26 protein-coding genes and 3 pseudogenes are annotated in these 22169 nt (G+C 70.1%); 14 read left to right on the top strand and 15 right to left on the bottom strand.

Annotated elements, in window-relative coordinates:
- Positions 1 to 497 precede the first annotated feature (497 nt).
- Positions 498 to 803, bottom strand: coding sequence for a metalloregulator ArsR/SmtB family transcription factor (locus ABZ807_RS21755; RefSeq protein WP_357160770.1), 306 nt, complete (start codon positions 801 to 803; stop codon positions 498 to 500).
- A 142-nt stretch (positions 804 to 945) separates the two neighbouring features.
- Between ABZ807_RS21755 and ABZ807_RS21750 the strand changes: the two genes are divergently transcribed.
- The 4 genes from ABZ807_RS21750 to ABZ807_RS21735 all read left to right on the top strand — a co-directional run bounded on the left by ABZ807_RS21750 (position 946) and on the right by ABZ807_RS21735 (position 4040).
- Positions 946 to 1875, top strand: a complete 930-nt coding sequence (locus ABZ807_RS21750) for an LLM class F420-dependent oxidoreductase (protein ID WP_357160767.1) — start codon at positions 946 to 948, stop codon at positions 1873 to 1875.
- Between the two features lie 117 nt (positions 1876 to 1992).
- Positions 1993 to 2733, top strand: coding sequence for a hypothetical protein (locus ABZ807_RS21745; protein ID WP_357160764.1), 741 nt, complete (start codon positions 1993 to 1995; stop codon positions 2731 to 2733).
- Positions 2730 to 3050 carry a D-arabinono-1,4-lactone oxidase gene (locus tag ABZ807_RS21740; protein ID WP_357160761.1) on the top strand — a complete coding sequence of 107 codons (321 nt, stop codon included), beginning with the start codon at positions 2730 to 2732 and terminating at the stop codon, positions 3048 to 3050. Before ABZ807_RS21745 ends, ABZ807_RS21740 begins: the two co-directional genes overlap by 4 nt.
- 111 nt (positions 3051 to 3161) lie before the next feature.
- Positions 3162 to 4040, top strand: a complete 879-nt coding sequence (locus ABZ807_RS21735) for a GyrI-like domain-containing protein (protein WP_357160758.1) — start codon at positions 3162 to 3164, stop codon at positions 4038 to 4040.
- Positions 4041 to 4062: 22 nt separating this feature from the next.
- On the opposite strand, the gene ABZ807_RS21730 is transcribed toward ABZ807_RS21735, so the two are convergent.
- Both ABZ807_RS21730 and ABZ807_RS21725 read right to left on the bottom strand, forming a co-directional pair.
- A complete protein-coding gene (locus ABZ807_RS21730; protein WP_357160755.1) occupies positions 4063 to 4587 on the bottom strand; it encodes an anthrone oxygenase family protein in 525 nt (174 codons plus the stop codon).
- Positions 4584 to 4970 (bottom strand): nuclear transport factor 2 family protein, encoded by a 387-nt coding sequence (locus ABZ807_RS21725; protein ID WP_357160751.1) that lies wholly within the window; start codon positions 4968 to 4970, stop codon positions 4584 to 4586. The genes ABZ807_RS21730 and ABZ807_RS21725 overlap by 4 nt, the downstream gene beginning before the upstream one ends.
- A 61-nt stretch (positions 4971 to 5031) precedes the next feature.
- Between ABZ807_RS21725 and ABZ807_RS21720 the strand changes: the two genes are divergently transcribed.
- Entirely contained in the window at positions 5032 to 5625 is a 594-nt protein-coding gene (locus tag ABZ807_RS21720) for a TetR/AcrR family transcriptional regulator (protein ID WP_357160748.1), read from the top strand.
- Positions 5626 to 5638: 13 nt separating this feature from the next.
- On the opposite strand, the gene ABZ807_RS21715 is transcribed toward ABZ807_RS21720, so the two are convergent.
- Positions 5639 to 6781: a site-2 protease family protein gene (locus ABZ807_RS21715; RefSeq protein ID WP_357160745.1), complete on the bottom strand. Its 1143-nt coding sequence runs from the start codon at positions 6779 to 6781 to the stop codon at positions 5639 to 5641.
- A 309-nt stretch (positions 6782 to 7090) separates the two neighbouring features.
- Between ABZ807_RS21715 and ABZ807_RS21710 the strand changes: the two are divergent.
- Positions 7091 to 7318 (top strand): annotated as a pseudogene (locus ABZ807_RS21710) (nuclease-related domain-containing protein); the annotation flags it as partial.
- Positions 7319 to 7323: 5 nt separating this feature from the next.
- Here ABZ807_RS21710 and ABZ807_RS21705 read toward each other — a convergent pair.
- Both ABZ807_RS21705 and ABZ807_RS21700 read right to left on the bottom strand, forming a co-directional pair.
- On the bottom strand, positions 7324 to 7662 hold the full coding sequence (locus tag ABZ807_RS21705; protein ID WP_357160792.1) for an ATP-grasp domain-containing protein: 339 nt from the start codon (positions 7660 to 7662) through the stop codon (positions 7324 to 7326).
- A gap of 40 nt (positions 7663 to 7702) precedes the next feature.
- Complete coding sequence (locus ABZ807_RS21700; protein WP_357160742.1) at positions 7703 to 8752, bottom strand: aldo/keto reductase; 1050 nt, start codon at positions 8750 to 8752, stop codon at positions 7703 to 7705.
- Between the two features lie 104 nt (positions 8753 to 8856).
- Here ABZ807_RS21700 and ABZ807_RS21695 point away from each other — a divergent pair, with 104 nt between their 5' ends.
- Complete coding sequence (locus ABZ807_RS21695; protein ID WP_357160739.1) at positions 8857 to 9276, top strand: MerR family transcriptional regulator; 420 nt, start codon at positions 8857 to 8859, stop codon at positions 9274 to 9276.
- A gap of 243 nt (positions 9277 to 9519) precedes the next feature.
- On the opposite strand, the gene ABZ807_RS21690 is transcribed toward ABZ807_RS21695, so the two are convergent.
- The 4 genes and pseudogenes from ABZ807_RS21690 to ABZ807_RS21675 all read right to left on the bottom strand — a co-directional run bounded on the left by ABZ807_RS21690 (position 9520) and on the right by ABZ807_RS21675 (position 11083).
- Positions 9520 to 10092: a GNAT family protein gene (locus tag ABZ807_RS21690; RefSeq protein ID WP_357160736.1), complete on the bottom strand. Its 573-nt coding sequence runs from the start codon at positions 10090 to 10092 to the stop codon at positions 9520 to 9522.
- 233 nt (positions 10093 to 10325) lie between these two features.
- A pseudogene (locus tag ABZ807_RS21685) lies at positions 10326 to 10517 on the bottom strand (LuxR C-terminal-related transcriptional regulator); the annotation flags it as partial.
- A gap of 50 nt (positions 10518 to 10567) precedes the next feature.
- Positions 10568 to 10825, bottom strand: a pseudogene (locus tag ABZ807_RS21680) (sensor histidine kinase); the annotation flags it as partial.
- 99 nt (positions 10826 to 10924) lie between these two features.
- Positions 10925 to 11083 carry a hypothetical protein gene (locus ABZ807_RS21675; RefSeq protein ID WP_357160733.1) on the bottom strand — a complete coding sequence of 53 codons (159 nt, stop codon included), beginning with the start codon at positions 11081 to 11083 and terminating at the stop codon, positions 10925 to 10927.
- Positions 11084 to 11215: 132 nt separating this feature from the next.
- On the opposite strand from ABZ807_RS21675, the gene ABZ807_RS21670 reads away from it, so the two are divergent.
- Positions 11216 to 11839: a DUF998 domain-containing protein gene (locus tag ABZ807_RS21670; protein ID WP_357160730.1), complete on the top strand. Its 624-nt coding sequence runs from the start codon at positions 11216 to 11218 to the stop codon at positions 11837 to 11839.
- A 355-nt stretch (positions 11840 to 12194) separates the two neighbouring features.
- Here ABZ807_RS21670 and ABZ807_RS21665 read toward each other — a convergent pair whose 3' ends face one another.
- The gene (locus tag ABZ807_RS21665) at positions 12195 to 13655 is read right to left on the bottom strand and encodes a lysyl oxidase family protein (RefSeq protein WP_357160727.1); all 1461 of its coding nucleotides are present in this window, start codon (positions 13653 to 13655) and stop codon (positions 12195 to 12197) included.
- Positions 13656 to 14020: 365 nt separating this feature from the next.
- Positions 14021 to 15094: an IS1380 family transposase gene (locus ABZ807_RS21660; protein WP_357160790.1), complete on the bottom strand. Its 1074-nt coding sequence runs from the start codon at positions 15092 to 15094 to the stop codon at positions 14021 to 14023.
- A gap of 280 nt (positions 15095 to 15374) precedes the next feature.
- Here ABZ807_RS21660 and ABZ807_RS21655 point away from each other — a divergent pair, with 280 nt between their 5' ends.
- From ABZ807_RS21655 to ABZ807_RS21645, 3 genes are all read left to right on the top strand, one after another.
- Positions 15375 to 16514, top strand: coding sequence for a DUF3103 family protein (locus ABZ807_RS21655; RefSeq protein WP_357160724.1), 1140 nt, complete (start codon positions 15375 to 15377; stop codon positions 16512 to 16514).
- Between the two features lie 138 nt (positions 16515 to 16652).
- Positions 16653 to 17024 (top strand): hypothetical protein, encoded by a 372-nt coding sequence (locus ABZ807_RS21650; RefSeq protein WP_357160721.1) that lies wholly within the window; start codon positions 16653 to 16655, stop codon positions 17022 to 17024.
- Between the two features lie 37 nt (positions 17025 to 17061).
- Positions 17062 to 17466, top strand: a complete 405-nt coding sequence (locus ABZ807_RS21645; protein WP_357160718.1) for a PHB depolymerase family esterase — start codon at positions 17062 to 17064, stop codon at positions 17464 to 17466.
- A gap of 231 nt (positions 17467 to 17697) precedes the next feature.
- Here the strand turns inward: ABZ807_RS21645 and ABZ807_RS21640 are convergent, their stop codons facing one another.
- Positions 17698 to 17898 carry a DUF397 domain-containing protein gene (locus ABZ807_RS21640; protein ID WP_357160715.1) on the bottom strand — a complete coding sequence of 67 codons (201 nt, stop codon included), beginning with the start codon at positions 17896 to 17898 and terminating at the stop codon, positions 17698 to 17700.
- Positions 17891 to 18769, bottom strand: a complete 879-nt coding sequence (locus ABZ807_RS21635) for a helix-turn-helix transcriptional regulator (RefSeq protein ID WP_357160787.1) — start codon at positions 18767 to 18769, stop codon at positions 17891 to 17893. The genes ABZ807_RS21640 and ABZ807_RS21635 overlap by 8 nt, the downstream gene beginning before the upstream one ends.
- A 368-nt stretch (positions 18770 to 19137) precedes the next feature.
- Here ABZ807_RS21635 and ABZ807_RS21630 point away from each other — a divergent pair, with 368 nt between their 5' ends.
- A complete protein-coding gene (locus tag ABZ807_RS21630; RefSeq protein WP_357160712.1) occupies positions 19138 to 19452 on the top strand; it encodes a DivIVA domain-containing protein in 315 nt (104 codons plus the stop codon).
- Positions 19449 to 19703 carry a hypothetical protein gene (locus tag ABZ807_RS21625; RefSeq protein ID WP_357160709.1) on the top strand — a complete coding sequence of 85 codons (255 nt, stop codon included), beginning with the start codon at positions 19449 to 19451 and terminating at the stop codon, positions 19701 to 19703. The genes ABZ807_RS21630 and ABZ807_RS21625 overlap by 4 nt, the downstream gene beginning before the upstream one ends.
- Before the next feature lie 8 nt (positions 19704 to 19711).
- Here the strand turns inward: ABZ807_RS21625 and ABZ807_RS21620 are convergent, their stop codons facing one another.
- Positions 19712 to 20872: a hypothetical protein gene (locus ABZ807_RS21620; protein WP_357160706.1), complete on the bottom strand. Its 1161-nt coding sequence runs from the start codon at positions 20870 to 20872 to the stop codon at positions 19712 to 19714.
- Between the two features lie 593 nt (positions 20873 to 21465).
- Between ABZ807_RS21620 and ABZ807_RS21615 the strand changes: the two genes are divergently transcribed.
- On the top strand, positions 21466 to 22008 hold the full coding sequence (locus ABZ807_RS21615) for a DUF559 domain-containing protein (protein ID WP_357160703.1): 543 nt from the start codon (positions 21466 to 21468) through the stop codon (positions 22006 to 22008).
- Positions 22009 to 22169 lie beyond the last annotated feature (161 nt).

Genomic DNA, 22169 nt, shown 5'->3' with positions numbered 1-22169 from the left:
GGAATTGGTGAGAAGAGCGGAGTGACGGGAGACTGTCACGCTCCGTTCCGTGGGAGCCCAGGGCTGCGACGCCCTGGGCCACCCGACCCTGCCGGCCCGATCAGCTGCGGATTCGACCCGGGATTGGCCTGCGGCCGTCGACAGTGGACGGCCCTGCCATGATCATGGTGTTGCTGAGACATCAATGATCGACACCACCCCGCCAGCGCACCGAAACCCAGCAAGGCCGGACCCGGACGCCCTCAAGGATCGAAGAACCGGCAACCCACGCCCAGCTACGACGTCGGAAAGACCGTCACGCGCGCCCTCAGCATCACCGAACGACGAAAGCAACCGGGTTGAACGCCAAGCTGAGGCCGGCGGTTCGCGGCGCCCGAGGTCGGCGGGCACGGGGGCTGGCCGGCGGATGGCGGCTCCTGGGGGTGGCGGGCCGAGGTGCCGCCGGTCGGCGGTGATCTCGGCCGGGAGGCCGGGGCGGAACGAGTCGCGGTCCATGGTCACTCCTGGTCGAGGTGGCGCTCCAGGGCGTCCAGGTGCGCGGTCCACATCTCGCGGTACGGCGCGAGCCAGCCGTCCACGGCGCGGAACGGGCGTACGTCGATGCGGTAGATGCGTTGCTGCGCCGCCGTGCGGCAGGAGACGAAGCCGGCCTCGCGCAGCACCTTGAGGTGCTTGGAGACGGCCGGCTGGCTCACTCCCAGCGCGTCGACCAGCTCGCCGACGCTGCACTCGGAGCGCCGCAGCGCGTCGAGGATGCGGCGCCGGGTCGGCTCGGCCAGCACGGCGAAGGCGTCGACGGACACCTCCACAATATGCCTGAACGTTCATATGCCTGTCAAGGAATGGAAGGGCCGGCCGCGCTGGTGGCGGACCGCCCCCGGGCGACGCGGGGGGTGCCGTCCAGGTCCGGACACGACGACGCCGCCCGGTCCATATGCTCGGGACATGGAACTGCGGATCTTCACCGAACCCCAGCAGGGCGCCAGCTACGACCAGCTGCTCGCCGTGGCCCGCGCCGCCGAGGACGCCGGGTACGGAGCCTTCTTCCGCTCCGACCACTACCTGAAGATGGGCTCGGTGAGCGGCGAGCCCGGGCCGACCGACGCCTGGACCACGCTGGCCGGCCTGGCCCGGGACACCTCCCGGATCCGGCTCGGCACGTTGATGACCGCCGCCACCTTCCGGCTGCCCGGCCCGCTCGCCATCACCGTCGCGCAGGTCGACCAGATGAGCGGCGGCCGGGTCGAGCTGGGCATCGGCGCCGGCTGGTACGCCGAGGAGCACACCGCGTACGGCATCCCGTTCCCCGCCCTCGGGGAGCGGTTCGCGCGGCTGGAGGAGCAGCTCGCGGTCATCACCGGGCTCTGGGAGACCCCGGCCGGCAAGACCTTCGACTTCCCCGGGACGTACTACCCGGTCACCGACTCGCCGGCGCTGCCCAAGCCGGTGCAGCAGCCCCGCCCGCCGATCCTGCTCGGCGGGATGGGCCCGAAGCGCACCCCGCGCCTCGCCGCCCGGTACGCCGACGAGTTCAACCTGCCCTTCGCCTCGGTGGAGGACACCGCGGCGCAGTTCGCTCGGGTCCGCGAGGCGTGCGCCGCGACCGGCCGCGACCCGGTCACCATGCGCTGGTCCAACGCCCTGGTGCTCTGCTGTGGGCGGAACGAGGCCGAGGTCGCCCGTCGGGCCGAGGCGATCGGCCGGGAAGCCGCCGAGCTGCGCGAGAACGGCCTCGCCGGCACCCCGGCCGAGGTGGTCGACAAGATCGGCCGGTACGCCGCGACCGGCAGCGAGCGGATCTACCTCCAGGTGCTGGACCTCGCCGACCTGGACCACCTGGAGCTGGTCGCCGCCGAGGTGATGCCGCAGCTCTGAGCCGGCCGCGGCGGCTCGGCGGGCACGGGTCCGGGCCGCGCCGGACCGGACCCATGGACGTCGGCGACAACCGTGCCGGATGATGCCCCCGACTGGCGCCGCGGGACGGGGGACGACGTGGAGTTGCACCGGCATGCGAGCCGGCAGGTGTGGCCGTGGCTGCTCCTGCTGATGGGGATCACCGTGGGTGGCTACACCGACGGCCGCCTGGCCCGGCTGGCGGCGGCGGCCGTCGGGATCGTGTCCGGCCTCGCCGGTCTGTTCCTGGCGTACCGGCCGTTCCGCTTCCGGATCGGCGACGACGGGCTCGACCTGCGCCGGCCAGGGCTGCGCCGGCTGGTCCGCTGGCCGGAGCTGGACGCGTTGGTGCTCGAACAGCCGCCGCCCCGCAGCGGCTCACCGGCCGCCCCGCGCCTGGTGGCCGTCCCCGCGACCGGGGTGGCGCTCGGCCGGCCGCTGGACGCCCGGGTCGACGGCCGTCCGGCGGTCGAGCTGCTGGACCTGGCCCAGGTCCGGGAGACCCCCGACGAGATCGCCGCCGCCCTGACCCGGTGCGCGGGCCCCCGCTTCCGCGACGCCCGGCCGCCGGCCGGCTCCCCGCTCGCCCCCGTCGAGTGGACGTACGCCCTGCGCGGCTACCGGACCGACGAGGCCGACGAGCTGATCCGGATCGGGCAGGAGGCGCTGCGCTCCGACGACCCGGGCGAACGGGGGGCGGCCCGGAAGGTGCTCGCCCTCGGACGCCAGCATGCCCTGCGCCCCGCCAACCGTGGCTACAGCACGCGGCAGGTGGACGAGGTGCTGGACGCCCTCGACGCCGCCCTGGCCGCCGACCCCACCGCACGGGAGCCCTCATGACCGCCGGCGCTTGGCGCAACTGGGCCGGCAACGTCACGTACGCGGCCCGCCGCTTCCACCGGCCGTCCAGCCTGGACGAGCTGCGCCGGCTGGTCGCCGGTGCCGGGCGGGTGCGGGCCCTCGGGACCGGCCACTCCTTCACCCGGCTCGCCGACCAGCCGCCCGCCCGCCCGCACTGGGGCAAGGTGTTCACCCTCGACCCGTCGTCGGTGGCCGCCGCCTTCCCCCGGTACGCCGACTTCGCCGCCCTGCTGACCGAGCTGGACCCGGCCGGCACGTTCCGCACCGACCTGCTCGACCGCCACTTCCCGCGCTGAGCCGCCGGGTCACCCGTGCGGGCGGCGTGGACCCGACCGCAGCGGGCACGGGATGTCGGGTCCGCCGCCCGCCGGCCGCCTAGCGTCGAGGCACACGCAGAAGGAGACCAGGTGCTGGAGCGGCTGAACGAGGCGATGACCCACGTCGAGCGTCACCTCGACCAGCGGATCGAGGTCGCCGACCTGGCGCGGATCGCACTCACGTCGGAGTACCACCTCCGGCGGATGTTCTCCGCGCTGGCCGGCATGCCGCTGTCCGAGTATGTCCGCCGCCGGCGGCTCACCGTCGCCGCGGCCGAGGTGATGGCCGGCGAACGGACGTTGCTCGACATCGCGGTCCGCTACGGGTACGGCTCGACCGAGGCGTTCACCCGGGCGTTCCGCGCGCTGCACGGGGTGGGGCCCGGTGAGGCCCGGCGGACCGGCGCGGTGCTGCGCTCCCAGCAGCGGTTGTCCTTCCGCCTCGTCGTCGAAGGGAGTGGCAGCATGCGGTACCGCGTGGTGGAGAAGCCGGAGTTCCGGCTGGTGGGCCGGCGGGCCCGGGTGCCCCTGGTGCACCAGGGGATGAACCCGGCGATCGTGGAGTTCATCCGGAGCATCGACAAGGAGACGGTGGCCCGGATCGCGGCCCTGTCCGACCAGGAGCCGGCGGGGATCGTCAACGTCAGCGACAAGCTGGGCAGCGACCGGGCGGAGGGCACCGAGCTGGACTACTGGCACGGGGTGGTCACCGGCGCGCAGGCCCCGGCCGACCTGGAATCGGTGACCGTGCCGGCCGGGACGTGGGCGGTCTTCGAAGCCTCCGGGGAGTTTCCGGCGGCGGTGCAGGACCTGTGGCGGGACGTGTTCACCCAGTGGTTCCCGTCCAACCCGTACCGCAGCCGGCCGGGACCGGAGATCTCCCGTACCCGGATCTCGACGGACGGCGCCCACGCGGACGCCGAGTTGTGGATCCCGGTGGAGCGGGCCCTGACGAACAGCACGCCGTAGCCGCCCGGGGCGTGCGGCACCCTCACCGCGCTGTCGGCGTCGCCGGCAGCGCGGTGGACGGTCCTCGCCCTCGCTGCCGCAGCAGCGGGGTGACCAGCGTGAGCAGCAGCAGGAATGCCGCCAGGGCGGCGACGGTCCGCACAACGTTGAACAGCTCCCAGCGGCGCAGGATCGCCTCGTGGTCGGGCGGGGCCGAGGTGACGGCCCACACTTTGATCTGGCTGTTGATCGGCACGTTGCCGAACCGGGTGACCAGGAATGAGGTCGCCACCAGTGCGGACGCGACGGCGGCCAGCCGTCGGGCGGCGCCGCGCAGCAGCACGGCCAGTGCCAGCGAGCTGAGTATCGCCAGGCCCATCGTGGTCTGCATGACCGGGCCGTTCATCTTCATCAGCGCCGTGTGGAAGGTGAGCCGGACCTCCAGCGGCACGGCCTTGAAGGTCTGCGCCACGTTGACCGCGCCGTAACCGAAGGCCCCGGCGAGCAGGCCGGTGAAGAGCAGCGCGAGCGCGCGTACGGCGGGGACCAGCCGCGGGTGGTCGTTCACGACATCTCCCTGGGAGGAAGGGTCCGGGTGAGCGTGTCGACGCGATGCAGCCGGCCGTCGGGCGCGAGCCGGCCGAAGAGGTGGATGTCGCTCGCCACCGGGCGACCACGCGCGACGGCGTGCAGGGTGTAGCGGGCCGCGATTCGGTCGCCGCAGGTCAGCGTGTCGTGGATGTCGAGGCGGCACGTGCTCACGGTGCGGCGGGCCGGCCGGGCATGGTCGATCAGCCGTTGCCGGTCGAGGCGGAGGCCGTCGTTGAACCAGACGACGTCCGGGGTGTGGTAGCGGTCCAGGACGACTCCGGGATCTTCCTGGCTGAAGGCCATCTCCTGGACGTAGGACCGTAGGTAGCCGGCGAGGTCGCTGTCGGGCAGCGCTGTCATGTTGCCCCCTTAGCCTTGACGATGCTGTAAAGGCTAAAGCCTCCGTGTAGCGTTGACAAGCGTGTCAGAGGTGAACCCCGGGGAGCGGCCCCGACGAATGCGTGCCGAGGGACGGCGCAACGTCGCCGCCATCCTCGACGCGGCGGTGCGGATCCTCGGCGAACGGCCGCAGGCCAGCATGGACGAGGTGGCGAGCGTGGCCGGAGTCTCCCGGCAGACTGTCTACGCCCATTTCCCGTCCCGCGACGCGCTGCTCGGCGCCGTGGCGCGCCGGCTCACCGCGCAGGTCGTGGCGGCGATGGACGCCGCCCACCTCGACCAGGGCCCGGCCGCCGAGGCGCTGCTGCGGCTGCTCGACGTCAACTGGCGGACCTTCGAGCAGCTTCCGCTGCTCAGCACCGTCCCCGAGGCCGACGCCGCGGAGCTGCACGTGCCGGTGTTCGAGCGGCTGGAACGGCTGATCCAGCGAGGGCAGCGCGCCGGCGAGTTCGACCCGGGCGTGACGCCGGCCTGGCTGATCGCCGCGACCGTCGCCCTCGGGCACGCCGCCGGAAACGAGGTCGCCGCAGGCCGGATGCCAGCCGCCGACGCCGAGGCCGCGCTGCGTGCGAGCGTCCTGCGGGTGTACGGGGCCACCCCGTCCCCGCCCGACTGACGGCGCCCGTGGCCTAGCGGCGGCTGCCGGCCATCTGGTCGCGGAGGCTGCCGCGCTGCACCGCGCGGCTGATGTCGCTGGGCGAGACGATGCCCACCAGCCGCTGGTCGGTGACCACCAGCGCGCGGCCGTCCGCGCACTGGCTGAGCCGGGGGAGCAGTTCGTTGAGCTGCTCCTCCGGCCGGGCGAGCACCAGGTCCTCGGCCCGGCAGGACACCTCGCCCAGGGTGGTGGCGCTCCGGCGGTCGGCGGGGATGCCGCGGACCCGGTCGAGGGTGACCAGGCCGATCGGCCGGCCGTCCTCGGTCAGCGGCAGCGCCGAGTGCCGGTACGCGAACAGGTAGTGGTCGACGAAGTCGGCCACCGTCATCTCCGCCGAGGCGGTCTGCGGCTGCGGGGTCATCACGTCGCCGACCCGCACCCCGTGCAGGGCGCTGCCCATCCGGGCCTGGCGCTCCTCCACGCCGGCCGCCCCGATCAGGAACCAGCCGATCAGCGCCAGCCAGAGCCCGCCGATCCCGAAGCCGGTCGCGAACTGCACGAGCCCGAGGCCGATCAGCAGCGCGCCGAGGACCCAGCCGGCCCGGGCGGCCACCACGGACGCCTTCGTCCGGTCGCCGGTGGCCTTCCAGACTGCGGCGCGCAGCAGCCGGCCGCCGTCCAGCGGCGCCGCCGGCAGGACGTTGAAGATCGCCAGGAGTACGTTGATGCCGGCCAGCCAGGCCAGCGAGCCGAGCAGCAGACCGCGCTGCCCGGCCAGCGTGAGCACCACGGCGATGGCGCCGAAGAAGACGCCGACCAGCAGGCTGACCAGTGGCCCGATCCCGGCGATGCGCAGCTCCGCGCCGGGATCGCGCGCCTCGCCGCGCAGCTCGGAGACGCCTCCGAACAGCCACAGGGTGATCCCCTCGACCTGGAGGCCGTTGCGCTTGGCGATCACCGCGTGGGAGACCTCGTGGGCCAGCAGGCCGAGGAAGAAGACCACCGCGGCGGCCAGCCCGGCCAGCACGTACTCCCAGGTGGGTCGGCCCGGGTAGGACCGGGGGAACTGGTTGGCCGCCAGCGCCCACGCGATCAGCAGGAAGATGACCAGGACGCTCCAGTTGACCCCGACGGGTACGCCCGCGATCCGGCCAAGCCGGAAGCTCGCCTTCATGCCCCCGGCATACCCCGGGACGCGTCCGCCATGCCAGGGGACGAAGACGCCTCCCCGGGGAGTCTGACCGGCTGGCCGTGACGGGCGTTTGAGTGTCGGCCGCTGTGTTGGTGCCTTGCCATTCCCCTGAGCAGGGGGACGACCGGTAACGTGCGAAGGCTGAGCCGGAACACGACGGCCGGGGCGGAGGGGTCGGCGCATGCGTGAGGATTCGCCGCGCTGGGAGCAGATCAACGCCAGCTCTACACCTGGGAGCAGGACGGGCAGCGCGAGCTGGCCAGCTATCTGCCGGACGCCGACCCGTACCACGTGTGGGCGAACGTCGAGTTCGTCGGGGCCGACGGCTCGATCAACGAGGTCGACGCCCTGGTGCTCACTCCCAGCGGGCTCTACGTGCTGGAGCTGAAGCACTGGCAGGGGGAGGTCCGCGGCGACGGGACCCAGTGGGTGCGCCGGGCGCCGAACTCCCGGCTCATCCCGGAGGACAACCCGTACATCCTGGCCAACCGGAAGGCGAAGCGGCTGGCCAGCCTGATCCGCTACTACGCCAAGCAGCACGGACGGCAGAGCGAGACCCCATTTGTCGGGGCCGCGGTGTTCCTCCATGCGAGAGCGATGCGGGCAGAGCTCGACGCGATCGGCACCGAAGCTTCCACGGCCGTCAGGTCGAGCTCTGCGGGTGGCTGGTGCTCCGGGGTATCGGGGTGCGCGGTGACCAGGCGGCAGGAACCGTCGACCCACCAGGTTCGCACCTCCGCCCCAACGAACGACTCGAACCGGCGCAGCACAAAGCCGCCGGCGTAGTCGTCACCACGCAACTGCCGAGACCGGCTGGCCACCCGCCATGCCGCCTCTGGTCGTATGGCCTGGCGAGGTGACATGGCCGCCCGGAGAGCAGTGGGTGCGAATGCGGGCGTGCGGTCAGGCGGCGGCGCGATCGGAGAGCGGGCGACGGCGAAGCGCCGGATCGGTCAGCGCTGGCTGGCGCCAGGCGCCGTCTGCCTGGTACATATCAGTGCCCGGTGGGACGATCTCGTCGATCCGGTCCAGCATGGCGTCGTCCAGGGTGAGCGCGGCGCCCTTCAGCGCAGCGTCGAGCTGCTCCATGGTGCGCGGTCCGATGATGACAGAGGTCACCGCGGGATGGGCCACTGGGAAGGCCAGCGCCAGCTCCGGCAGCGTGCAGCCGATCTTCGACGCCAACTCGATGAGCTGCTCGACGACGCCCAGCTTGCGTACATTCTCCTCGATCGCCGGGTCGAACCGGGCCGGGGTGAGCGCGGCCCGGCCGGTGGACAGATCCACCGGCTGCCCCTTGCGGTAGCGGCCGGTCAGGACGCCGGAGGCCAGCGGGCTCCAGGTCAGCACGCCCATACCGTAGCGCTGGGTGACCGGCAGGAGGTCGGTCTCGATCTTCCGGGCGAGCAGCGAGTACGGCGGCTGTTCGGTCCTAAACCGATGCAGCCCGCGCCGCTCCGCGACGTGGTGTGCCTCGACGATCTGCTCGGCCGGGAACGTCGAGCAGCCGAAGGCGCGGATCTTTCCTTGGCGTACCAGATCGGTCAGTACCGAGAGGGTTTCCTCGATGTCGGTGGTGGAGTCCGGCCGGTGCACCTGGTAGAGATCGATCCAGTCGGTGCCCAGCCGGCGCAGGCTCTCCTCGACCTCCCGGACGATCCAGCGCCGCGAGTTGCCACCCCGGTTGGGCCCCTCGCCCATCGGGAAGTGGACCTTGGTGGCGAGCACTACATCGTCGCGGCGGCCCCGCAACGCCTTGCCGACGATCGCCTCGGACTCCCCAGCGGAGTACATGTCCGCGGTGTCCACGAAGTTGATCCCCTGGTCAAGAGCGGCGTGGATGATCCCCGCGCAGTCGTCGTGATCGGGATTGCCCACGGAGCCGAACATCATGGTGCCCAGGCATTGGACGCTCACCTGGATGCCGGTGCGGCCGAGGACGCGGTAGCGCATGCTTCTGCTCCTTGTGGTCGTGGCGCCAGGCGATCGGTCGCCGGCTGCCATGCGAGACCCTAGGATCTAGAGTCGGCTCTAGGTCAACCCGTACGCTGGACGGTATGTCCGACGTCGCCCCACGCCTGAGCATCGGCGAGGCCGCCGAGCGCACCGGGCTGAGCGTGCACACCCTGCGCTTCTACGAGCGGGAAGGGCTGCTGGCAAGCCCAATCCAGCGCGATCCCGGCGGGCGGCGCGTCTATCACCAGGACGACGTGGACTGGATCACCGTCTGCGTGATCCTGCGCGCCTCCGGGATGCCACTGCCGGCGATCCGGCGCTACACCGAGTTAGTCCGCGCGGGCGGAGGCAACGAGACGGAACGACTGGTGTTGCTACGGGAGCACCGGGAGCGGGTCGTCGACCAGATGGACCAGCTCCGAAAGTGCCTCGACCTGATCAACTTCAAGGCCGGGATGTACGAGGACGTGCTGGACCAACTTGCCGTCCCGCCCGCGACCAGCGCGGACGCCGACCGGTGACCGACGGGGCCGGCCGTGACCGGCACTGTCACGATGGAGATGGCTCATCCATATTCGCGACGCCCGCACTCCTTTGCCTGACGAGTGCCGCACAATTCGGCGAATCCGCACCGCGAGCCGCGAGCGGTCACCTTACCCTGCGCAGCGCACGGATCGCGGCATGAGAGTGCCCGGTGCCGGCCAATCGGCGCGGCGAAGCGAAGCACCTGGATGCCGGGCGACGTCTCGCGAGGGAGCGAGGACTCAGCGGGCGGGAACCGGCTCGGACGACGGCCGCCACTCCCGCCTGATCAGCCCGTAGACCCACGAGTCAGAGACCTCGCCGTTCACGACGCAGTCTTCCCGCAACGTCCCTTCACGCACGAACCCGAGTTTCTCCAGCACGCGGGCAGATGCCACGTTGCGTGTATCGGTCTCAGCCTGGACGCGATTCAGGTCCAGCGTGTCGAATGCCCACCGCAGCAAAACGCGCGCGGCCTCCGTCGCGTAGCCGTGGCCCCACGCTGCATCGTCGAAGCAGTAGCCCAGCGATGCACTGCGATAGTCCGGATTCCACCGGTTCAGGCTGCACCAGCCGATGAAGGCCCCGTCGGAGACACGATCCACGGCCAGCCGCGCCCCGGTGCCCCCTTCTGCCATCTGCCGGCAAGCCGTGATGAACCGCTCGGAGCGCACGCGTTCGCTCCACGGAGGCGCGTCCCAGTAGCGCAACACGTAGGCGCTGCTGTGCAGCGCGAAGAGGTCGTTCGCATCCGCGTCGTCGAAGGGACGCAGTCGGAGGCGAGCGGTGGGCAGCGTGGGGGTGGGCAGCGACATGCGCGCCATGTTCCCTCCCGTGATTGGTGGCCGATCAACCAGACATCTGATGCCGGCCACTCGCAACGGGTTTTTCGGCGGGCGGGAGAGCTACGTGCCCGCTCATCGGCCACGATCGGATGCGGGGCCTCCGCGAGGATGTGTCACGGTGGGTAGCGCTCAGTCGGCGGCAGAGTCGATGCGGGGCGTCCGTGTGGCGGCCCTTTGCGGGCGGCAGAGGCGGGATTGGAAGCCTAGCGGGATGGGCTGGTGCGCAGGTAGGTGAGGACTGCCAGCACCCGGCGGTTGGTCTCCTCCCTGGGCGGCAGGTCGAGCTTGGCCAGGATGTTGCCAACGTGCTTGCCGATTGCCGCTTCGGTGACATAGAGCCTCGCCGCGATCGCTGTGTTGGAGTGGCCCTCGGCGAGCAGCACGAGCACCTCCCGATGCCCAGGATCGCGTAGGGGATCGCCTGACGGGGTTCATCGACCGTGGTCCAGACCACGACGATCCGATCGGCGTCGCCAGCCAGCCACGGGCTGGCGATTAGCATGACGTCGAGCATGGCGAGCAGCAGGAGCATCCAGTACGTGATCGGCACGATGCCGCCCAGCCAGAAGGTGTACGCGACCTCGCGCCACGCCGCCGCGTTGGTGTATCGCGCCGCCAGGCCCCGGAAGTGCTGCCCGGACAGCGGGCGCGGGTCCACGATGCAGAGCCGCCACCGCTCTATCGCCGCCACCGCAATGCTCACGATCGGGGACAGCGCCAGCACAAGCACGCCGGCGACGCTGAGGAACAGGACAATGGGCAGCTCAACGATGCGCCCCCTGCCGCATCGAATTGATAACCGTCAGCAAGGGGGCCCGATGATGAGCAACCCGACGGACAGGACGCCCGCAATCGGCACGGTGGTGGCGACGTACGCGAGCGCCCGCCACGGCCACGAGGAGACCAGATAGTCGCGCCGGCGAAGTGCCGCCGCCAGGTGCAGAGGTTCATCCCACGTCATGCCGCAACGCTAACCAGGGCGGATCCGCCGAACCCAGCCGTCTGGACGTACTCCTCGGGTATGCCTAGCCCTATCTGACGTTGACTGGCTAGGCCCAGTGCATGGCCCGCCTCCAAGCGCTGAAGTTTGCGAATGCATATCCACCGACTGGGCGCCTGCAGTTGGCTGCTCGCCGCATCCCTGTTCCTGGCTGCGAACGTCATCACCGGACTGGCCTGGAGGGACCCGCCATTCAGCTGGGCTACCAACAACATCAGCGACCTGGGCAATGTGACCTGCGGCAGGTGGGACACCAGCCGACCGCGCGAGGTCTGCTCCCCCTGGCATCTCGCGATGAACAGCGCCATGACGGCCACCGGCGTACTGCTCGCACTCGGGGTCCTGCTCACCTGGTCCGCGCTCGGCCGCGGCGTCGCCACAAGGACGGCGCAACTGGTGACGCTCGCAGGCGCGGGCGGGTACATCCTGGCCGGGGCGTATCCGGCGGACGTGAACGAGAACAACCACTTCCTCGCGGCGCTGCTGATCTTCGTGTTGGCGAATGTCGGGATGCTCGTGGCATCGCTGGCCCGGCGGTCGTCCGTCCTGGGCTCGATGCGCGAGGTCAGCCTCGCGCTGGGCCTGATCGGCCTGGCCGGCACGACCCTGTTCCTGGCCCAGGTCGACCTCGGCTTCGGCGTCGGCGGCATGGAGCGGATAGCCGTGTTCCCACTGCTCATCTGGACAGTCACAGTCGCAGTGCGGCTCACCCGCTAACGCCGGCCGCAACGCGTCGGTGGCCGTCGATCGTCGACGATCCGGGCGTCAGGTCGCCGGAGACTTGGACGCAGTCACATCGGCCAGGTGAGGATGCGCTGTGGCGGATGGTCGCGACCCTCACCCTGGCCAGCTACACCAGCGACCCGGAGGTCCGCGAACAGTAGGTTTACCGGCGAGGCTCTGCGTCGTAGAGCGCACGAGGTGAGAGATCTCAGCCCGCTGATCAGCTGGGGTCGATCTAAAAGATGGCGCGCGATGGGTTGCCCGCACCTTCCCCAGTTCGTCCGCTGGGCGCTGGTCGTCGCATCGCCGATGTGGGACACGACGACCAGCGCCGGGATGTTGACCGTGGTCAGCCCACGATGCCCTGGTGCGGTGGGACTTCAGCGGTGCGAGCACCGGGCTCGCCGCCGAGGATCACCTTGCGCAGCGAGGTGTTGTTCGTGGCGTCAGCCTCGTGCAGCCGGCCGCTCGGGTTGGCGGCCACTTCGATGTAGTAGGTGCCGTTGGGCAGATCGGTGATGTCGAACGACTGGCCCGGCAGGTATTGCCCGTAGGTGTCGCCTGAGCCGACATCGAGTACTTCCCGGACGGCCAGGGAGGACTGGTCACCGCAGGCGGTGTGCAGGTCGGTGTTGCCTGGCCGCCAGTTGGCGCCCGGCAGGGTGTAGTCGACCGCGTCCGTGTTGGCTAGGCAGAAGGCTTCCTTGCCGCTACGCACCGCCAGTTGGGCGTTCTCGTCCAGCAACCGGTACTGGGCGAAGTCGGTGAAGTGCCAGTGGTGGTGGCCGTCCCGGGCGTCCCACTCCATGGTGCCTACCTGCGCGTACCCGGTCTGCTTGCCCTTCGCGTCGTAGAAATACTGGTACGCGTCCATCACGTCCTCGCCGGAGCGGCGGAAGCCGTCCACCACCAGCGGCGACTGGCCGGCGACCCACACGGTAGCGTTGAACGACAGGTAGTCGCGGTCGCCGCTGTCGCCGTACCCGCCGATCTGGATGCCCCATGCGGGTAGCGAGCGGAGGTCTGGCCTGGATCCTTCCTTCGGGATGCTGTTCTTGCCCGCCGGGCGGGCGCCCGGGGTCAGGGCCGCACCGGTCCGGGCGGCGTTCGCGCCTGTCGCGGCCCGATGCCGATCGTCCTGGTACTCGCGCACGTTGAGCTCGATGGTTACGGACGCCTGATCGGCCGGGATGCCGAACAGGTCGAGGTACGGCTGGTTCACTCGGACCGTCGCGGTGTAGGTGCCTGTGGCCAGGTCGACCGGCTCGGCCTGCCACCACGGCATGCCCGCTGGCGCACTCCACCCGGCCTGGATGCCCCACACCGCGCCGATGGTGAACGGGTTGGTCGGGCAATCCTGTGGGTACGGCGACCTGTCCGGCGCGTCCGGCCGGGTCCGCGCCGTGTCCCAGGAGTTCGGGCAAAAGCTCTCGTCGCGTTCGAGGACGACCGCGCCGTCCCCGCCGGTGATGATTACGTGGGTGAACGCCGGGAACCCGGCGAAGTCGGTCACCAGTCCAGCGGGCAGCGCCACGCGCTTGCCGGCGGAGCCGTCGACGATCCGCTCGGCCATGATGGGATCGCCGTACGAGCCGCGCTTGAGCCGCACCTCGAACGGATTCTTGCCGGCTACCAGGTGCGTGCCCAGGTCCAGCGCGACGCCGGAGTCCGGGTAGGACTCCACGGTCACCGAGCGGGATGCGGCGAGGAACCGCAACTGCGGCTCGGCCGGTGCTGCGACCGCGACCGAGCCCCCGCTCACCCCGGCCGCTACTGCGGCAACCACGGCCAGCACTTTTCGTACTGTCATTGATGTATTCCCCGCTCTGTCGAGTGACGTTCCAATTGATAGACGCCGCAGATGTGCATGTGGTTGGTTGTCTCCGCAGTCGGATATCTGTCACTGTCGCAAGTCGACCAACCGTGGCGCAGCCACCCAGGGGCAGAGTGGGCATCGCCCCTCTCTCCTCACGCTTCGCTTTTGCGGCAGGACTTCCCTGGGGTTCTCAGCATCGATCCACCGACGCAGTTGACGTCGTTCGCCGGATGATCATTCTTGGTAGTGGGTGATTCGGCGGGCGGGCGGGCGGGATTCTCCGATCACGTGATCGGCTTGCTCCGAGGGTGAGTGTTCGGGGTGGAACGGGATTGTGACCCGGGGTCGGGTCGTCTGATTCAGCTGGTCCGGGCGTGTTCAGCCGGGTGCGGGGTGGACGGCGGTGAACAGGTTGTCGAACGCCGTTTGCCAGGGCCAGTGCTCGGGCAGGTGCAGGTGGATGGTGCGAGCCCGGTGCACAAGCCGGCGGCGACCGTGACGAGTCGGGTCCGGATGGTGGCGGGTCGGGCGGTGGCGTAGGCGCCTGCGGCGAGGTGTCCTGCGGTGCGGGTGAGGTTGTGTGCGATGGCGGCGCAGGTCAGCCAGGCGTCGTTGGCGCTGAACCGGCCCGACGGCAGGTGCGCGAGGGGCCCGGCGATCAGGTCCGCGTTGACCTGTTCGATGATCGCGTGGCCGCGGTGTTGGGCTTCGGCCTGCACGAGCGTGTACGGGCTGTCGGTGAACACGGCGTGGTACCGGTAGGTCGGTATCAATTCTTCCTGGCCGGGGACCTGGGCGGGGTCGTCGCGGCGGATGCGGCGCACGATCAGCCGGGCGGTCACCTGGTCGCGGGTGCCCGCGAACGCGGTGTACGTGGTCTCGGCGACCTGCGCGTCGGAGATCCACCGCCCGGCGTCTTCGTCCCACACGGCCTGCGGGTATCTGATGTCTATCCATTGGTCGTCGGTGATGCTGTCGCACGAGGCGCGGATCTTAGCGTCGATGCGGCAGGTGACCGAGAACCTGACGTTGCGGCGCCGGCAGGTGCCAATGACGGTCTTGGCGTAGAACGCCGAATCCGCCCGCACCACGATCTCACCGCCCGCGCCACATGATCGGGCGGTGGTGATCGCTTCGGCGATCATCCGCGCCGCGCCGCGGGCCGAGCCGGCGTTACCCGCCCGCAGCCTGGTCGCGGCGATCACCGGCGCCGACAGCGGTGTGGACAGCGTCGCGACGAGGGGGTTGTAGCCGCGCAGATAGACGTTGTAGCCGCCGACCTTGGCGTGGCCGAAGCCGATGCCTTGCTTCTGCTTGCCGTATACGCGGCGCAGCATCGAGTCGATGTCCACAAAGGTCAGCACGTCGGCGCCGGCGAGGATCGGTGCCCGGCCGGCCAGACCGATCAGGGTGTCACGGGCGGCGGCCTGCAGTTGCCGTACGTGCCCGTGGATGAACGTGCGCAGGAACGAGCCGAACGTCGATGGCGCGCCGCCGGATGGGTGCGGGACCGCAACGCGGAGACCGTCGCCGGGTTCACCGGAGGCGCGGCGTTCGCTGCCTTGCAGGCATCCGGTATGCGCCGGTCAGTTTGCACTGCGTTCACGAGCGAGCCATTGACGATCTTTTCATGCGCGTATATCTATGTGATGGTTGCCGTCAGTCTCTCGGTCACCGTTACGAGCGGTGGCCGGGACACGCAGAGGAGTCCATGTGAACCCACGAACCTTCCGTCGCGCCGCCCTGTCGCTGGGCATCGCGGCCACAACCCTGGCCGCAATGGTCGCCAGCCCCGCGTACGCCCGGCCTGACCACGTCGCACCGGCGCCTGTAGCCGTCGCCGCCAGCCCGGTGTCCACCATCATCGACGGCGTGGCTCGCCAGGTGTCGGTTGCCGACCGGACCACGATGGACCGGCTGAGCATCTCCGCCGCGAACGGCCCGATTGACCTGCTCACCGTCAACGTGAACGGCCGGCTCGCCGGCGACCTCCGCGCCGCCAACCAGCGGCTGTTGATCGCCAAGGGCCTGCCGGGCGGCACCGGCTCGCTGCTGCGGCTGCGGCTGGCCCACCCGGACATGCGCGCGGCACTGGCCCGGGGCGAGGCACCGCTGGTGGCCGCTACCCCGACCGACGACTCGGCGACGAGCGTGACCGCGTACGACCGCTCCGGCGGCACGGTGGTGCTGGACGCCGCCCAGGTGCCGCAGCGGCCGGTGCTGGTGGTCGACGTGGACGCCGAGCGGGCGCTCTCCGCCGGACTGGCGTTGATGCGTGAGGAACTGGGCGCGCGGGGCATCGGACAGGTGGCCCCGGCGCAGCCCGCGTCCCGTGCCTCCGCCGCTGAGGTGACCGCCTCGGCCGGCTACTGGGCCACCAAGGTCAACGCCATCCGGCTCAGCGACGACAAGGAGCCCTGGATCAAGGGCGCAGCCGAGATCTACAACGTCGTGGCCGGGTTCGGGCTGGACGGCAAGGTCAAGGTCGACCTGGTGCAGATGCCGTACCTGGACCACGACGGCACCACGTACTACCCGAACCAACTCCTGGTGCACTTCTCGGCGTACAAGTACAACCTGGCCGACGTGGTCATGATGGAGGACGACGGGGACACCAACTACTCGGCGCTGGTCAAGGCGATCGCCGACATCCTGCTGGTGATCGTGGACGGTGGCGCGTACACCCCGCTGGTAAATGCGATCCTGGATGCCATCCCGACCTCCTGGTACACCGATGATCCGGACTTCGTGGACGCCTGGTACACCCTGAGCACCAACAGCAGCGGCCGGAAGTACGGCGCGGGCGCCAACGGCTGGATGGACGTCGTCCCGTACTGGGTGGAGCAGTTCTGACCCGCTCCATCGGGACGTTGATCTGAGCTGTTGGGCGCTGAGCCGACGGCCGCCTCCCCGCGTACCGTGCGGGAAGGCGGCCGTGTCCACTCCACCCACGGTGTCTTCCGTGACGCGGTCATGCTCTCGGAGAGCGTCATGAAGACACCGCTGAAAGCCACCACCACCGCCCTCGCCGCCGTCCTGCTGCTGATGCTGGCCGCCGCTTCGCCCGCCCAGGCCGCCACCCCGTCCACCAAGGCCCCGGTATCCGGGTCGCTGCGCGCCTACAACGTCTCCGGCGTCTACGTCGCCGGCGTCTCCTCCGGTGGCTACCTGGCCACCCAACTGCACGTCGCCTACTCGTCCCGGATCCGGGGCGCGGCGATCTTCGCCGCCGGGCCCTACTACTGCGCGCAGCACAACGTCGCCCAGGCGCTCTACGGCTGTGGCGACAACCTGTACCCGACCAACGTGTCCGCCCTCCAGACGTACACCCGGACCTGGGCGTCCTACGGACTGTGGGACTGACCCGCAGAACAGCCTGCTGCGCAAGCTGCTGGGCAGCGTGAACGCACCGAACACCGGCCCGCTCGGCGGCACGCTCACCCGATTCAGCCAGAGCACCCACGCGGTCAACGGCTGGGCCCCCGGCCTGAGCATGGACGACAACGGCTTCGCCTACGTGCCGTCGTCGTGCGCGGCCGGCCAGCCGTGCCGGCTGCTGGTCGCCCTGCACGGATGTCTCCAGGGGTACGGCAAGGTCGGCGCCGCCTTCGTGGACCGGGCCAACCTGAACCAGTACGCCGACACCAACAACCTGATCGTGCTCTACCCGCAGGCGAGCACCATTGCCAGCAATCCGAACGGCTGCTGGGACTGGTGGGGCTACCTCGGCGCGACCAACTACCCGATCAAGGGTGGTGCCCAGGTGGAGACCATCATGAACATGGTCCGCCGGCTGGGCGGCTGAACCGCCACGACGACGCAGCCTGAACCACCTGGCCGATCTCCTCCGCCAGCAGCGCAGCCAGCGTCGACCTCGATCGCCTCGCGCGCGGCTGCGGCCCTCAGCGGTACGACAGCCGGTCGATCTCAGCGAGCACCTGGTCAGCGTGCGGACGCGGTTGGGAGCCCAACCTCGACTGATGGTGCACGGGCTAGCACGCCGCCTCCGAGGGCCAGGAGACGGCGCGACTGCCGATCAGCGGCTCAGCGTCTCGCCCTTGGCGGCTTGGACGAAGGTGGCCCAGGCCATCGGGGTAAAGGTCAGCATCGGGCCGGTCGGGTCCTTGCTGTCGCGCAGCCCGACGATGCCGGGGAGGTTGTCGGCGACCTCGACGCAGTTGCCGCCGTTGTTGCTGCGGGTCGACTTGCGCCAGACGGCACCGGTTAGGTCAGGCACGGGAGTACTCCTCTGCGACTTGCTGGATCAGGCTCTTCGATCGGGACTCGTTGAGGGCGCGGCCCGTCATGTCAGCCCAGATGGTGTCGTAGGCGGTGGTTTCGTGCGGTTTGTCGAGATAGATCGCTCCCGTCGCGGCTTCCAGGTACGCCACTGGCGGTTCCACCTCCTTGCCGCTGCTGTCCCGGGGGAACTCCAGGATCGAGAAAGCCCCGGCCATCGCCCCGGCGTGCAGCCCGGCAGAAAAAGTCAGCACCTGGACGGTTACGTTGGGTAGCTCGGCGGCCTTCAGGATCTGGTGGAGTTGTTCAGCCATGATCGTGGCGGTGCCGACCGGGCGACGCAACACCGCCTCGTTGATTATCACGCTGAGTTGCGGAGGGGAGAATCGGGTGAGGAGTGCCTGTCGCTCGACCCGAAGCTGGACGGCCCGCTGTTGCTCGTCGGTGTCTCCCGCGTCGACCGAGCCGCCGGGCGTCCGGAAGACCTGCTCGGCGTAGGCGCGGGTCTGAAGCAGGCCGGGAACCAGTTCGGCCTCGTATTGCCTGATGCCGGACGCCGCAGCTTCGAGGCCGATGTAGAGCTGAAACCAGCGCGGCAGGCCGGAGCCAACATAGTCATGCCACCAGTTCTTGTTCTCCCGGGTTGCCGCAGTCAGGGCGAGCAGTAGTTCGCTGTCCTCGGCGGATGCGCCGTAGAGATCGAGCATCTGCTGTACGTCGGCCTGCCGGAAGCGGACGTGCTCGGCGCCGTTCTCGATCCGGTGCAGCGTCGCGCGTGCTCGGTCCAGGCGCTCGGCGGCCTGTTCCATCGTCAGTCCTGCCGCCTTGCGGAGTGCCTCGAACTTGCGCCCGATCTGGCGCCGCAACATGGTCGAGCCCGTGACTGTCTGTGACACTCTCCGCCTCCGGCCGTAGTTGTCCGTCAACACGCGTCCGTCCAATTGAAGCCCTGTGCTGTCTCACAAGCAATAGACACGTCACAGTCAGTATCTCGCTATAGCGAGGTAGTCAATCCAACGGCGCTCTTGCGATGTTGCAATTGAGTTCGGCCAGTGTTTGACTACGGTTGCGGCCACTGTGGAGTTCGCGCTGCTCAGCGGCCATGTGTGCCCTGCTGCCGTACTGCTGATCGAAGGGCTGCGGTGGCAGGTGCCGGGGTGGGTCCGCCGGTGCGCGGCGGGCCGGTGGGCCCGCCCCTTCCACAGGTCAATCTCGACGGTGAGAGGCAGGTCCTGTCATGCGAGTCTTCTTCCGGCGTGCCCGGCGTCGCCAGCGGGCGGCCACTGGTCCGGGCTGCTACCGCTCGGCGGCCTACCACCCGCTGCGGCCGTGGCAGGTTCGTGAGCGGCGGTTCCGGCCGACCCCGTTGGGTCGGCGCGGGCTCGACCCGCAGGAGGTCCGGGAGTTCCTCGACCGCGTCGCTGGGGACCTGGCCGTCGTCTACGACGCGCTCGCCCAGAGCCGGCGGGAGACCGACCGGGTCAAGGACGCGCTGCGCCGCTGGCAGTCCGAGCAGGCCCGCGCCCGCACCGAGCGGAGCCAGGGCCGGTGAGCGAGCGGTGGGTCATCCATCTGCCGGTGGTCGCCAGCGACCTGGTCTCCGCCCAGCGGCTCGCCCGGGTGGTGGCGCACTGGACGCACGTCCTGCCGCAGACCGATCCGGGGGGCACCACGGTGTCGGCCGAGGACGACCAGAACATACGCTACTGGGTCTTCTGCGACCGACTCCTGCCCGGTGGCCTGCGGTGCCTGCTCCGGCCCGACCACGACGGCGAGTGCTCGCGGCGGTTCCGGCGGCGGTGAGCGCTGGCCTACCCGCCCGGCAGACCGGCCCGGTCGAAGCGGTCCATCAGGCTGGGCTTGCGCTGGTGCGTCTGGCGCAGCAGTCGGATCCGCTCCGCGAACGCCTCCTCCCGGCCGTCCCGCTGGCCGAGGGCGGCCAGCTCGGTCAGCAGTCCGACCGTCGAGTCGTACTCGCGTGGTTTCTTCGTCGCGATCAGCGTGTCCACCTGCTGCCACGCCTGCTCGGGCTGGGCGGCCAACTCGGTCAGGCGTCGCTCGCGGGCAGCCGCCGCCGCCCGCTCCTGGCGGGCGCTTTCCTCGGCGCGCCGCTGGTGTGCCTGCCGCTGGCGTTCGGTCCACCGCGCCCCGGCGGCCTTCCTGAGCTGCCCCGCCGTACGGCCGCCGGCTGCGGCACCCGTCGGGTCGCCGTCGGGTTTCGCGGCCCGGAGCCGTCGCCGCAGTTCGGCCCGCACGGGTACGTCCCCGTCCCGCAGGATGCGCAGCAGCAGTTCGTCCTTCTCGTCGGTCGGCAGGCCCCGCAGCCAGCGGTGTAGCTCGGCCGTCGATGGCTCCGAGTGGGACAGCGGCGCGCTCGTTTCGGCGGCGACGGCGAGCAGGTCGGTGTCGATCCGCAGGAACTCCACCAGGCTCTGCAGCGGCGCGGTCAGCGTGCCCAGACCCGGCGGGACCGGCGGCTCCGGTTCGTCGTCGTCGATCTCGTACCGTCCGGCCGCGAGCAGCCAGGCCAGGTAGAGCAGCCGCAGGTCACCGCCGGCCAGGTCGGCCCGGGCCGGGATGATCGAGGCGAGCCGCCCCTCTCCGTCGTCGTCCCAGTTCCACTCGCCCTCCTCGTCCTGATCGGTGAGGTCGATGATGACCCGGTCGCCGACGGCCCACGCCGATGCCGACTCGGTGTCGCAGTACCGCTGTGCGGTGCGCAGATCCAGCGATCCGTGGGGGAGCCGGATCATGAGCTGGCGGGTGCCCCAGTTGGCCAGGTAGAGGAAGGCGTCGAAGTAGTTTGCCACCAGCCGGCGCGGGTCGCCTCGGAAGTTGCCCCAGTGGTAGGTGTTGACGAAGCTCGTCGAGGTGATCCGGGCCCGGGTCGACAACCTGCGCAGCTCGTCGAGCTGCTGGGCGGTCAGTGGCCGATCGACCGCCAGGAACTCGTAGTACTGATACTCACTCATCAGCCCGTTCCGCCCCCCGTACCCGTCCCATCGCCGGACGAGCACGATACCGGGCGGCATGGAGCCGTGCACCGCGCCGATCATGAAGTTGTGGTGCGTGAGAGGTGTCGATTGTCGGTGTTGTGGACAGCCCCGACTCCATGATCGACGAGGTGGGGGGTGGGCGGTTGTAGCAGGTGTGGGCTTGATCAGGGGGTTGTGCACAGGGGGCTGGGTTGTCCACAGGTGGGATGGGAGTGCGGGGGCAGGGAGGGTGAGGGGCGGCAGCATCGGGTGGCGTGGTTGATGATTTGTGTCGCTATCCGGAGTTGCTTTCCGCTGGCAGCTCGCGAGGCGTTGTCCGGAACGCGGTCGAGTCCGGGCGGCTCCGCCGACTGAGCCGGGGGGTCTACACCGCCGCAGACCGTGAGCCGGGCGAGGAGCTGCGGGCGGTGCTCATGCGGTTGCCGGCCGAGGCAATGGTCGGGTTCCACACCGGAGCCCGTCTGCACGGGTTCGGTGATGTGCCACAGGATTCCCTCCACGTCATCGTGCCGGCCGGCTCGGTCGTACCAAAAATCAGCGGGGTGACCGTCCACGAGTCGGTGTTGCCGGTGCGCGATCCGGTGATGCTGTCCGGCGTACTGACCGCCACGGCCGACCGCTGCGCCGTCGATTTGGCACGCACCGTCCGGCGGATGGATGCGCTTCCCCTCCTCGATCTCGCGTTGCGATCCGATGCGTGCCGGCCGGCCGACCTTAGGCGGGAGGTGACCCGACACGCCCGGCTGCGTGGTGTGTGCCAGGCTCGCCAGTTGGTGCAGCTGGCAGACGCCAGGTCGGAGTGTCGGCAGGAGAGCCAGCTACGTCTGGTGCTCATCGACGGCGGCCTGCCACCACCTGAGCCGCAGATCTGGGTCGCCGACGAGTCCGGAGAACCGACCTTCCGGCTCGACCTCGGTTACCGCGCCCACAAGATCGGCATCGAATACGACGGCAGGTCCCACCTGACCCGCGAGCGCCTCCGGAGGGACCGAGCCAGGATGAACTGGCTGTCAGCCCGCGGCTGGACCATGCGCTACTTCACCGACCGCGACCTCTACCTCCGCCCCGAACACATAATCCACGAACTCCGCCAAGCCCTCTCCGGGCGCTGATCATGGAGGCGCGGCGCCTGTCTTCTGAGGTAGATCCGTTTCGTCTGGCGCCACAACATCATGATCGACGAGGCGGGGGTGGGGGCGGCTCAGGGTCTCCTGATGACCCTGCCCAGTCCGGGCCCTCTGCACCACCGCGAAACGCGGCAGCCGCATGCTCA

Origin of the sequence: Micromonospora sp. NPDC047548 (genome assembly GCF_040642975.1) — a bacterium.
Taxonomy (GTDB): Bacteria; Actinomycetota; Actinomycetes; order Mycobacteriales; family Micromonosporaceae; genus Micromonospora.
Note: the sequence above shows the minus strand (reverse complement) of the source record. Positions and strands in the feature narration are given on the sequence as shown.